This is a genomic window from Nocardia sp. NPDC052254 (assembly GCF_040679495.1).
GTDB lineage: Bacteria > Actinomycetota > Actinomycetes > Mycobacteriales > Mycobacteriaceae > Nocardia.
The window spans coordinates 98,391-110,350 of record NZ_JBFAUW010000003.1 but is presented as its reverse complement, the minus strand read 5'-3'; the positions used below and the strand labels follow the sequence as shown (position 1 = coordinate 110,350).

Here is an 11,960-nt window from a genome sequence, read left to right as displayed (position 1 = left end):
TTACAACCCGTTCTCGAGGAAGTCCACGACCGCCCGTTCGAAGGCGTCCTTGCGCTCCACCTGTACCCAGTGCCCGCAGCGGGAGAAGATGCGCAGATCGGCCCGCGGCAACTGCCGGGCGGGCAGCAGCGCCCCCTCCACCGGGGTGACCCGATCGTCACGGCCCCACAGCATCAGCACCTCGTGCCCGATACCGCGCAATCGGGCCCACAGCGGTACCGGATCGGCGAAGGCCGGATCGTAGAAGGTCGCGTACGCGTCGGCGAGCGCCTTGGTCTGGCGCGGATCCGAGGCCGCCGCTGTGCGCGCCGCGATCAACTCCTCGGTGAGTACCGCCTGATCGAAGACCATCGTCTTCAACCAGTCGACCGCGCGTTCGGCAGTGGGGTCGGCATTGAAGTCCAGCAGCCGCCGGATCCCCTCCGACGGTTCCGGACCCAGAACGTTCACACCCACACCACCCGGAGCCATCAGCACCAGACGGTCGGCACGGTCGCGATGTTCGGCGGCCAGCAGGGCCGCCACCGCACCACCCATCGAATTGCCCAGCAGATGCGCCTTGGCCACACCCAGCGCGTCCATCAGGCCGAGCACCGCGTCGACGGCGATCCGCAGATAGTTGCGGTCGTAGACCTCCGGCCGCGCACTCGCGCCGAAACCCGGCTGATCGAGGATCAGACAACGGAAATGCTGAGCGAGAGTGTCGAGATTACCGCCGAAATTGGCCCACCCCGACACGCCGGCGCCGGAGCCGTGCAACAGCACCAGCACCGGTCCCGAACCCGCCTCGTGGTAACGCAGCTCGAGCCCCTCGACCGTGACCGTCTTCGACGTGCCCTCGGCAGTGAAACCCATCAGACCATCCGTTCTGTGACCTCGACGCCCATTTCACCCTGACCGTACATGGCCAGCGCCCGCTCCACGTCGTTGATCACATGCGCGTTACCGGCGTGCGCATCACGCCAATTGCGTTCGATCACACCGGGTTTCCGGATGGAATGGCCACCGGAGTTCTCGACCAGCAGATCGATGGCGTAGATGGCGCGCTCGGTACCACGCACCTGATCGCGGCGGGTCCGCAGCCGCAGCTCGGACGGAATCTCCTCGCCCGCTTCGGCATGGCGAAGCTGCTCGGAGATGTTGTGCTCCTGCTGCAGGATCGCCGCGTCGATCTCGGAGGCCGCCCGCGCGATACGCACCTGCGCGAACGGGTCGTCGGCCACCTTCTGCCCGCCGTAGGACAACCGGACGCGTTCGCGCTGCCGCCGCAGATGGGCCTCGTACGCCCCCTGGGCGGCGCCGATGATGGGCGCGGTGATGGTGTTGGAGAACACGCTAGCGAACGAGATCCGGTACAGCGGTGCGGAATTGAGCTCCTGACCCGGACCGACCAGAGCCGACTGATCGGCGGCGCTGTACACGCGATGAGCCGGGACGAACGCCTTCTCGACGATGATGTCGTTACTGCCCGTCCCCGACAGACCCGACACCTGCCACACATCCTCGATGCGGTAATCGGTGCGCGGAACCAGCACGGTCAGATAGTCCGCTCCCCCCTGGTCGTTCGGCACCACGGCGCCCAGGAACGCCCAGCCGGCGTGATCGCATCCGGAGGAGAAGCTCCACCGCCCCGACATCTCGTAACCGCCCTCGACCGGGGTGAGCTTGCCGGTCGGCGCATACGACGACGACACCAGCGTATCGGGGTCGGTGCCCCACACATCGTCCTGGGCGCGCGGATCGAACAGGGCCAACTGCCAGGGATGCGCACCGAGCACCGACGACACCCAGGCGGTCGACGGGCACACCGACGCGATCGCGCGGATCACCTCGTAGAACGCGACCGGGGAATCCTCGGCACCACCGAACCGACTCGGCTGCAACATCCGGAACACCCCCGCGGCCGTCAAATCCCGGATCGACTCCTCCGGAACCCGCCGCGCCTGTTCGGCCGCCACCGCTCGCTCACCGATCGCCGGGAGCAGATCCCGCACCCGGTCGATCACCTTGTCCGTCATAGCCGGTGTTCCTCCTGCATCTGCGCTGCTCCGGGCCCTGATTGAGGGATACTTCGACGCTACGGCCGGGAGGTGGGAGCAGGCAGGGACCAGTCCCGATGATCGGAACTGTATCTTTGGCCTTCGCTTCGCTTCGGCGGGGTTTCGGCCCTCTGGGCCTCGATTCTTCCCTTCTCCGCTCCTCCGCTTCGCTCCCCCGCTCCGGCAGTCCAGAATCGAGGCGGGCCGAAACCCGCCCGGGTCTACTTCTCGGAAACGCTTACCTTGTGGGTGTACTTCCGATGGTCATCGAGGAGGACGGTGTTCGGCGCTCTGGGGCTCGGTTTTCACTGATCCGGTCAGTCCTGCGCTTCCTCCCCTGTCGCTCCACAATCCAGGCGGGCCGAAACCGCCCAGGTAGAACCCTCTCGGAAATGCCGGCCTCGGGGGTGAGTCCGGTGGAGCGTCTCGGGAGAACGCTTCGGATCGGTGGCGCGGCGCGGCCTTGTGTCCGAATCGCTTTCCTCGTGGATCGGTCGGCGTTCGGAAAACAGCTGTACAGCAGGCTTTCTCGCTTGTTTCGGCACCGCCTGCTGTTCGCGACGACCGTTGAGTGGGGTGGTCTTCCCGGTGACCGAGACTATTCCTGGGGGCTGCGAGCTCGACTCGTCATCGTGTGTGAACGGCGTCACGTCCAGGGTGGCGGCGGTCTAGGAGGAACGAGTCGATGCGGGTTCTGATCACCGGGGTCACCACACCCAGCGGACGGGCTGTTGCCCGCATGCTGTTGGCGGCGGGACACGAGGTTGCCGGGCTGGATCGGGTTCAGCATCGGTATGTGGATCCTCGGGTCGACATACGGATCGCCGAGCCCTCCGACGATGCGGCGTATCGCGCTGCGCTGCACGGATGTTCGGTAGTACTGGCACTGGGCGACGAGCCGATTGCGGCGCTCGCGACCACCGCTCGCGAGGCCGGGGTCCGGCTGGTGACGCCGGTTTCGGCCGCGAACGCGCCGGCGGCAGGACGGGCGCTGGACACCGCCGGGGGTTCATCGCTGCTCGTTCGCACCGCGCCGGCGACCGGACGTCGTACCGAGGCCGGCAGCGCGACCGTGCTGCGAACGTTGCTCGGAGCGGACGATTCTCAGCGGGTGGCGCTCGTGCACACCGATGACGTGGAGCGCTTCCTGGTACTCGCGACACTGTCGGATCGCACCGGATCGGTCGATCTCGTCGCGCCCGGGGAGATCACCGGGGCGCAGGTGCGGGCGCGGTTGCGCGCGGCCGGTGTGCGACTGCCGCGTACCCGGCGTTCCGGCGGTGCATACATCGAATTGCCTGCGACACCGCAGGATTGGGGCTTCGAGTACGGCTGGACCGCGGACGAGGTGGTCGACGACATCGCGCGCGGATTGACCGGGCGCGAACCGCACGGCGACGGCTTCCGCGCCCGGCGCGGCGCAATCCCGTTGACCGACCACGTGATCCCGTCGCGTGCCCGGACCTCCGACGGCCACCCCCTCGAGGTCGCCGCCCCGGACGGACTGGAAGGCGAATTCGACGATCGAGTCGATCCCCGCATTCCGGTGCACACCGCGACCAACACCTCCGAGGCGCTGCCCGGCCCGATGAGCCCGCTCACCATCGACCTGCAGGCGGGTGCGATCCGGCTGGCCAATGCGGCCATGGGCCGGATGATCGCGCTCGAGGGCATCGCGCTGGAGCACTGGACCAGCCGGGTCACCTCGGTGCTGGGCCATCACATCTTCATCAATGCCTCGATCGGCGTGCTGGCCGCCGACAACATGCCGGGCTGGGACGAGGGCAGTATCCGCCGCGATGTGTACGGCGCGATCCCGCCGGAGGTCGCGCTGCAGCCTCAGGGCCGCCCGCCGATGCCGACCGGGCTCGGCAGCACGCTCGGCACCGCGAAGGCGACCGGGCGGGTCCTCGCGACCGCGCTCCGCTTCCGCGACACCACCGAATCCATCAACGCCGCCTCGCATCGAGAGGCGTTGCACCGCGAGGAGATTCATACACTCTCCGATGCCCGACTGCATGCCCGCGCGCTGTTGTGGCGGGACCGGCTCAACCAGTCCTGGGCCGCGGCCTCGATCGGCGTCATGCTGGTCGGTGCCGCCACCGCGATGCACGCGCGCGGCGCCGGTGATGCCGAGGTGCCCATCGATGTGAACCGGCTCGAATCGGCACGGCCCATGCTCGCGGTGGAACGGCTGGCGGCGATCTGCCGCACCGACCCACGACTGCACGAGGCGGCCCGCGCCGCGGATGTGGCGGCCGCGCGCGAACTCTCACCGGACTTCGCCGCCGCGCTCGATCGCGAACTCGCGACGATCGGCCATCGTGGTCCGGGTGAATGCGAATTCCTCAATCCCACCTTCGGCGACCGTCCCGAACTGCTGGTCACCGCCGCCGCCCGCGCCGCGGAACTACCTGCGCCGCAGCGTGCCCCGGTCGCAGAACCGGATTCGCGGACCGGCCGGATGGCGGTGGGCGCGACGGTGTCGCGAGAACGCGTGCGCGATGCGGTGGTGCGGTATACGAACTGCCTGCGCATGGCGGCCCGGGAACTGGCCGCTCGGCTGGTGGAGCGGCATCGGCTCAACAATGTGGACGACGCCTGGTTCTGCACCCTCGACGAATTGCTGTGGGCACCCGATGATCTCATCGACAAGGTAGCTCGGCGCCGTGCCGAGCGGGTCCGCCTGCAGGACGTGCGGATGCCGGATCTGGTGGTGGGACGCTGGCAGCCGGAACCCGCCGTGGGCGCCCTGGAGGTCGGCGCGAGCCTGACCGGAACGGGCGTCAGCTCCGGCGTCGTCGAGGGAACGGTGAAACTGGTCCTGAACTCCGATGACGACCTCGAGCCGGGCGACATTCTGGTCGCCTCGGTCACCGATACCGGGCACACCGCGATGTTCGCCTATGCCGCGGCCGTGATCACCGATATCGGCGGTTCGGCCTCGCATGCGGCAATCGTGGCTCGCGAGTTCGGAATTCCGTGCGTGGTGGATACCAAGACCGCCAGCACCGGTCTGTCGGATGGCCAGCGGGTCCGGGTCGACGGCGCCGCCGGCACCGTCACCCTGCTCGCCGACGCCGATCACTGACGGCTCCCCGATCACACCCCGCGGCATCCGCCCGCGGTGTGTCGTGCGCCCGCCCGACCGGCGGGCACCGAGGAAAGGAACACCACCCGTGCCGATTTCGTCTCCCGTCCGCAGGCCGGTTTCGCGGGTCCTGCGGGGTTCGCTGGTAGGTCTGGCGGCCGCGTTCATCGCCGTCGTGCCCACCGCGACCATGCCCGCGTTCGCGGTACCGCCCGCGCACACCGCGCCCGCGAACCAGCAACAGTCCCTGAGTATTTCGGCACCGAACGCACGCGATATCGGCGGCTATCCGACCCAGCGCGGTGGCGGGAAGATCCGCTACGGCCTGGTCTATCGCTCCGACGCGCTGAACCGGCTCAGCCCCGCCGATCAGCAGAAGCTGGCGTCGCTGCGGATCGGCAAGATCATCGACTTCCGCAGTCCGAACGAGATGAAGGCCTCCCCGGATCAGCTGCCGCCGGCGATTCCCTACAGCGCCCAGTCGATCTGGGATCCGGCGAACGACTTCTATCTGATGGTGTCGAGCACCATCGCGGGCGGACCGCAGGTGCAGCAGGAGAAGCTGGGCAACGGCCAGGGCGCGCAGATCATGCGCGACTACTACCGCTGGCTGGTGACCGATGCGAACGCTCGGGCACAATTCGCCGCGGCACTGAGGGATATCGCGGCCTCCCCCGATGCCGTCCTCTATCACTGCACCTCCGGTAAGGACCGGACCGGCTGGATGACCGCGATCCTGATGTCGGCGCTGGGTGTGCCGAAGGGCCAGATCTACAAGGATTATCTGGCCTCCAACGACTATCTGGCAGCGAGCAACAAGGCCCAGATGGATGCGCTGGTGCAGCGCGGACTGGTGACCGATCCGTCGCTGTTCGACCCGATTCTCGGCGTGCGGGCCGACTACCTCGACGCCTCCTTCGATCAGGCGCGTCAGTCCTACGGCTCGGTCGACCGGTTCCTGTCCGACGGTCTGGGCATCGATTCCGCGACGGTCGATGCGCTGAAGGCCAAGTTGCTGGACAAGCCCGGCAACTGACGATCACCGGCGCGGCGCGAGGTCTCACCTCCGTTCGAATCGCCGGGCGATTGCCGGGCGGGAGCGTTCCGGGAACAGGGCATGTCCGGATCCGACAGTTATCCGTCGTTGCGGCCATGCCGGACAGCCCGCAGGATGTACCCATGACATCGAAGCATCGTGTGGTCATCGCGACCTTTCCGGACGTGGATCTGCTCGATGTCACCGGCCCGGCGGAAGTGTTCGCACTGGCCAACCGGGAGGGCGGGCCGAGCGCATCGTACGAGGTGTTGCTGGCCGGGCCGGATACGGGCGCGGTGCGGACCTCGGCGGGAGTGCGAGTGCTCACCGACCTGACCTTCGACCAGGTCGGCACCGCGATCGACACCCTGATCGTGCCGGGCGCGGTGGACATGTCGCCGTCGGGTCCCACCGCACGGATCGACGACGATGTCGTGCGGTGGCTGCGCGCGGCGGCACCGCACGCCGGGCGGATCGCATCGGTCTGTGTGGGTGCGCATCTGCTGGCCGCCGCCGGATTGCTGGATGGGAAAACTGCCACCACGCACTGGTCGACAGCCGGACAACTGGCCACCGAGCATCCGCGGGTCCGGGTGGATCCGGACCCGATCTTCCTGCGCTCGGGCCGGGTGTGGACCGGCGCGGGCATCAGCGCCTGCCTGGATCTCGCGATGGCCCTGGTCGCCGATGACCACGGCGAGGAGCTGGCGCTGGCGGTGGCCCGGCAATTGGTCGTCTACCTGCGCCGCCAGGGCGGTCAGAGCCAGTTCAGTGTTCCCTTGAGCCGTCCGGCCCCGGTCCGGCGCGATATCGATGAGCTGCGCGCGTACATCGCGGAGAATCTCGACGCCGATCTGTCGGCCGCCGCACTGGCGAGTCGAATGTGCCTGAGCGAAAGGCATTTCTCCCGCGTCTTCCGGCAGGAGATGGGTCTCACGGTGGCCGCCTATGTCGAGGCCGCACGAGTCGAGGTAGCCCGCAGGCTGCTCGAAACCAGCGATCTGCCGCTGCGGCAGGTCGCACACGGCGCCGGACTGGGTTCGGTGGAGACCCTGCACCGCGCATTCCTGCGCCGACTGGGCACCGGCCCGGGCGCCTATCGCCGTCGGTTCCGCACGACGGCCTGACCGCACAGCCGACAACCATCCCTACGCGTGCCCCGCACGCGCGGATCTGCCGTGCCCGAAAAGATTTCGACCCACGAGAAAGAAGGCAGCAATGACCGTCTCCATCCCCCTGCGCCAGGTCTCCGGCCTCGACGACCGGCGTCCGAGCCTCGCGGACGCCACCCTCGTCATGATCGATTTTCAGAACACCTACCGCGAAGGTGTCATGGCCCTGCCCCAGGCCGATGCGGCGCTCGCGGCCGGTGCTCGTCTCCTGTCGGCGGCCCGGGCGTTGCGACGTCCGATCGTGCACATCGTCAACGACGGTGGCCCGGGCACGCCCTACGACATCCGGTCCGACATCGGGGCGACGGTCGCCGAGCTCGCGCCCCTCGATGGAGAACCGTTGGTGGTCAAGCACTTTCCCGACGCGTTCCACGAGACCGAGCTGCACGAGACACTACTGCGCACGACGGCCGGACCCGATCTGGTACTCGCCGGATTCATGACCCACATGTGCGTCATGTTCACCGCACAGGGCGCGTTCAACCGGGGCTACCGTCCCACCGTCGTCGCCGAGGCCTGCGCCACCCGCGACCTGGCCGCTCCCGACGGTACGCCACTGTCGGCGGCCGCCTTGCACACCGCCGCCCTGACCACCGTCGGTGACCTGTTCGGAATCGTCGTTCCGACCGTGGCGGACCTCGCCTGACACAATGATTCGATGGCGACAGGCATCGTGAAATTCTTCCGCGCCGACAAGGGCTGGGGCGCCATCAGCTGCGCCGAACTGCCCGACGGCCGTGATGCCTGGGTGCACTACAGCGCGATCGAAGGGGAAGGGTTTCGCGCACTGGTCGAAGGCGAGCGGGTGGAGTTCGAATACGAGGCGGCACACCAGGACAGTTTCCGGTTCCGTGCCACTCGCGTCCGGCGGATCGACGCGACCTGATACCGGAAATTCACCGCCCGCCGAGTCCGGGCCAGCCGTAGTCGGCCCGGCCCGGGGCCAGTCCGGCGCGCGCCGGCTCGGGACCGGCGGGCGCGGGTTGTGCCGGTGCCCCGGACGGCCCCTGCCCGCCCAGCTCGCGGCGGACCTCGTCCATGTCCAGCCAGCGGATCTGCTGAACCACTTCCTCGAGCTGGGCGGCGGTCTGGAAACCGGGGTTGGAGTAGACCAGCACACCCTCCCGGAAACCGAGCAGCGTCGGCAGGCTGCTGACCTGCGCGGCGGCGGTGATCGCGGGCTCGGCCTCGGTGTCGACCGTGGCGTGCAGGATCTCGGGATGGGCAGCCGCGGAATCGGCGAAGATCGGCGCGAACCGGGTACACCATCCGCACCAGGATGCCCAGAAGTCGACGAGCACGATGGCGTGATTCGAGATCGCGGTGTCGAAGCTGTGCTGGGTCAGCGGCTGAGTCGGCATCTGGTCCTCCCGGCGTCGGCCATTGTCGCTGCCCGAATTCTGTCACGGATCCCCGGTAGCGGCGGCCCCGGACCGGCGCCGGGCACGGCCGGGCCCTGTCTCAACTCTCCGGAAACGGGTACCTTCGGCTGTATGGCCTTGGGAGAACACCCCCAGCGCACGCCGTTCTACGGAGTGGTGTTGTTGCTGGCCGTGCTGCTCGCGGGGCTGTGGGTACACAACCTGGACAGCGCCGCACTACAGGTCGTCGTCTACATCGCCCTGTTCGCCGTCGCCGCGGCGGCATTCATCATGACGTTCCGCGACTACTCCCGGTGAGACCCGCAGTTACCCGGTGACCAGCGCGCGGCGCAGCAACGTCAGCTGCGTCGCCGTCAGACCGCGTGCCAGCAGCCACGCGGCGGCCCCACCGTGTTCGCGATGCAGTTCGCCGAGGAAGCTCAGCATCACCGCCGGGTCCACCGCCAGGATTCCGGTGTCGGCGGGCGGCAGGCCGCGGTAGGAGCCGAGGGAATCGAGGCGGGCACGCACCCGCGCCATCCGTTCGTTGGTCAGCGCGTAGTCCGCGGCGATCGCCTCCGGGGCCACGCCCACCGCGTCCAGCAGCACCGCGGCCAGGACACCGGTCCGGTCCTTGCCCGCGGCGCAGTGGAAGACCACGGCCCGCCGGTCCGGGTCGGCGATCAGCCGCGCCGCGGCCACGATCTCCTCCGCACTGCCGGCCAGGAGCGCGCCGTACAGTTGCGCCAGATCCACCCGTGTCTTGTCGGGGACGAGATCCCTTGCGGCCAAGGATGATTGCGGCGACTTACGAATCGGGAGATTCACCGTATCGATCGGCAGAGCACCGATCAGCCCATATCCCTCCCGCACCACCTCGTCGGGTAGGCGCAGATCGATCAGGGTGCGCAGGCCCAGCGATCCGAGCAGCAGCGCCGCATCGGCCGCGCTGGCCTGCTGCAAGGTGCTCGAGCGCAGCGCGACCCCGAAACGGGTCGAGCCGCCGCCGATCACCGGAAGTCCGCCGAGATCGCGCACATTGTCGATCGCGTCGAACTCGACCCAGCGGCGGGCCGCGCCGGTGCTGGCAGGATCACTCCGCACGGCCGGCCGCCGCTTCCTCGGCGCGGCTGAGCCCGCACAGGCCGATCAGATCCTCGTGCAGTTCGAACCACACCGTGTGATAGCTGTCCATGATCGGGCGGGCCACCCAGGTGTGGTCACCGCCACCGATCCGCTCGACGGCACGATCGAGCCGGTCGCGATACCGAGCCAGGCGCGGCGCGAGCGCGCCCAGCCGTTCCGCCAGCGGGCGCACCCGACGGTGCAGGCCGGTGAGCCGATCCAGCACCGCCGCATCGTATTCCGGGTCGGCGTGATCGTTCGGGGTGGCGGCATCCTTCATCTGCCAGGCCGTCACGATCTCCTTGAGTTCGGCATTGACCACACAGAAGTCCGCGTACGCCGCCGTCATCGCCGTGGCGTCGACGGTGCCGCGTTCGATCTCGAGCAGTCCGGCCAGGCGCTGCCGGCCGTCCGGCGTCAGGCGCAGCCCCGCCGGTGTGTCGGCGCATGAGCCCGCCGACACCAGATCCGCGCATCGCGCGGTGACCTCGGCGATGTCACCACCGAGACCGGCGGCCACCACATCGGTGCGCACCCGCCCCTTGACGCCGATCAGCCGCAACAGTTCCAGATCGCTCACCGCGCGCGTAACCGATTGCGCACCGGCGTCTTCCGGCTCCGGATCGATGGCGCCGGACAATTCCTCCGGTGTCACTCCCGCCCAGCCGGCGAGCCTGCGCACATCATCCAGCGCGGCGGCGTCCACGGCGGCACCGGCGACCTCACCGTCCAGGACGACTCCGGACCCGCCGTCGACGGTGACCCGGCGACCGGCCAGTGCGGCCACCACACCGGGACCGCAGCCGACCACACAAGGCCGGCCCAGTTCGCGGCTCACCAGTGCGGCATGTGAGGTCGTACCGCCCGATTCGGTGACGACCGCGCGGGCGGCGATCATGCCCGGCAGGTCGTCGGGGCTGGTGGTGGGTCGCACCAGGATCACGTCCTCGCCCGCCTGCGCTCGCGCCTCGGCCTCGTCCGGGTCGGTGACCACGACTCCGAAAGCCACACCTGGACAAGCAGATTCACCGCGCGCGAGCGCTTCGGACGAATCGGCGACGGTACCGGCGGGCCGGAGCACGACACCGATCTGTTCGGCGCCGACCCGGCGCACGGCCTCCGCGGTGGTGATCAGCCCCTCGTCGGCCATGGCGACCGCGGCCCGCACCGCAGCTCGCGCGGATCGCTTGGCCGGCCGCGACTGCAGCAGCCACAACCTCCCCGATTCCACCGTGAACTCGATGTCCTGGATATCGCGGCCGTCACGTTCGAGCAGCTCGGCGGCCTCGATCAGCTGCCGATGCACCTTCGGCTGCGCGGCGGCGAGGTCGGCCAGCGGACGCGGTGTGGTCCGGCCGGACACCACGTCCTCGCCCTGTCCGCCGATCAGCCATTCACCGTAGGCGGGGCCGTCGCCGGTATTGGGGTTGCGGCTGAACAGCACGCCCGTGCCCGAGTCTCGGTCCAGGTTTCCGAAGACCATCGCCTGCACGGTGACGGCGGTGCCCAGATCGCCGGCGACGCCGCGATTGCGCCGATACGCCTTGGCGCGCTGTGAATCCCAGGATCCGAACACCGCCGTGACGGCACCGCGCAACTGCTCCCAGGGGTCGGCCGGCACGGTGGCGCCGGATGCGCCGACGACGGTGTCGCGATACTGCGCGCGAAAGCGCCGATGGGTGTCGGCCGCGTATCCGGCACTTCCGGTCGCGACGGCCAGCGACCGCTCCACCTCATCGTTGATACCGAGGTTGAGAACGGTGTCCATCATGCCCGGCATACTCACCGCGGCACCGGATCGGACCGAGACCAGCAGTGGCGCCGAGGTCGACCCGAAGCCGCGGCCGGTGTCGTGTTCGAGCGCCGCGATACCGTCGCGCACCGCCTGCCAGATGTCGTCGGCGATGGTTCCACGCTCGGTGAAATCGCGCCAGGCATCGGTGGTCAGTACAAACGCCGGTGGCACCGGCAGCCCGAGGCCGCGCATGTGATCGATACTCCAGGCCTTGCCACCGATCCGTTCCCGTGGCAACGAGCACTCACCGCTCAGCCCGACGACGGTTCCGGATCGCCACGCCGTCTCCGCACCCGCGATCATGTCACTCCTTCGGTCCATTCCCCGGGGCATCGAACCCC

At 68.9% G+C, this 11,960-nt stretch carries 11 protein-coding genes; 6 read left to right on the top strand and 5 right to left on the bottom strand.

The genetic code is table 11. From position 1 onward, the window contains the following. Window positions 1-855: an alpha/beta fold hydrolase gene (locus AB0L57_RS09725; protein ID WP_364959547.1), complete on the bottom strand. Its 855-nt coding sequence runs from the start codon at window positions 853-855 to the stop codon at window positions 1-3. Then, window positions 855-2,018 (bottom strand): 3-hydroxy-9,10-secoandrosta-1,3,5(10)-triene-9,17-dione monooxygenase oxygenase subunit, encoded by a 1,164-nt coding sequence (gene hsaA, locus AB0L57_RS09720; RefSeq protein WP_364959545.1) that lies wholly within the window; start codon window positions 2,016-2,018, stop codon window positions 855-857. The genes AB0L57_RS09725 and hsaA overlap by 1 nt, the downstream gene beginning before the upstream one ends. Window positions 2,019-2,724: 706 nt before the next feature. On the opposite strand from hsaA, the gene AB0L57_RS09715 reads away from it, so the two are divergent. The 5 genes from AB0L57_RS09715 to AB0L57_RS09695 all read left to right on the top strand — a co-directional run bounded on the left by AB0L57_RS09715 (window position 2,725) and on the right by AB0L57_RS09695 (window position 8,224). Then, window positions 2,725-5,130 carry a PEP-utilizing enzyme gene (locus tag AB0L57_RS09715; protein WP_364959543.1) on the top strand — a complete coding sequence of 802 codons (2,406 nt, stop codon included), beginning with the start codon at window positions 2,725-2,727 and terminating at the stop codon, window positions 5,128-5,130. 88 nt (window positions 5,131-5,218) lie between these two features. Further along, window positions 5,219-6,166 (top strand): tyrosine-protein phosphatase, encoded by a 948-nt coding sequence (locus tag AB0L57_RS09710; RefSeq protein ID WP_364959541.1) that lies wholly within the window; start codon window positions 5,219-5,221, stop codon window positions 6,164-6,166. 143 nt (window positions 6,167-6,309) lie between these two features. After that, entirely contained in the window at window positions 6,310-7,293 is a 984-nt protein-coding gene (locus AB0L57_RS09705) for a DJ-1/PfpI family protein (protein ID WP_364959539.1), read from the top strand. Between the two features lie 91 nt (window positions 7,294-7,384). Next, window positions 7,385-7,984, top strand: coding sequence for an isochorismatase family protein (locus AB0L57_RS09700; protein ID WP_364959537.1), 600 nt, complete (start codon window positions 7,385-7,387; stop codon window positions 7,982-7,984). Window positions 7,985-7,996: 12 nt separating this feature from the next. Further along, on the top strand, window positions 7,997-8,224 hold the full coding sequence (locus tag AB0L57_RS09695; RefSeq protein ID WP_364959535.1) for a cold shock domain-containing protein: 228 nt from the start codon (window positions 7,997-7,999) through the stop codon (window positions 8,222-8,224). Window positions 8,225-8,234: 10 nt separating this feature from the next. On the opposite strand, the gene AB0L57_RS09690 is transcribed toward AB0L57_RS09695, so the two are convergent. After that, complete coding sequence (locus AB0L57_RS09690; RefSeq protein WP_364959533.1) at window positions 8,235-8,699, bottom strand: thioredoxin domain-containing protein; 465 nt, start codon at window positions 8,697-8,699, stop codon at window positions 8,235-8,237. Between the two features lie 132 nt (window positions 8,700-8,831). On the opposite strand from AB0L57_RS09690, the gene AB0L57_RS09685 reads away from it, so the two are divergent. Continuing rightward, a complete protein-coding gene (locus AB0L57_RS09685) occupies window positions 8,832-9,017 on the top strand; it encodes a hypothetical protein (protein WP_364959531.1) in 186 nt (61 codons plus the stop codon). A gap of 9 nt (window positions 9,018-9,026) precedes the next feature. On the opposite strand, the gene AB0L57_RS09680 is transcribed toward AB0L57_RS09685, so the two are convergent. Together AB0L57_RS09680 and AB0L57_RS09675 are read right to left on the bottom strand one after the other, a co-directional pair. After that, window positions 9,027-9,803 (bottom strand): tyrosine-protein phosphatase, encoded by a 777-nt coding sequence (locus tag AB0L57_RS09680; RefSeq protein ID WP_364959529.1) that lies wholly within the window; start codon window positions 9,801-9,803, stop codon window positions 9,027-9,029. Beyond that, window positions 9,793-11,922: a pyruvate, phosphate dikinase gene (locus tag AB0L57_RS09675; protein WP_364959527.1), complete on the bottom strand. Its 2,130-nt coding sequence runs from the start codon at window positions 11,920-11,922 to the stop codon at window positions 9,793-9,795. Before AB0L57_RS09675 ends, AB0L57_RS09680 begins: the two co-directional genes overlap by 11 nt. Between the last annotated feature and the right edge of the window lie 38 nt (window positions 11,923-11,960).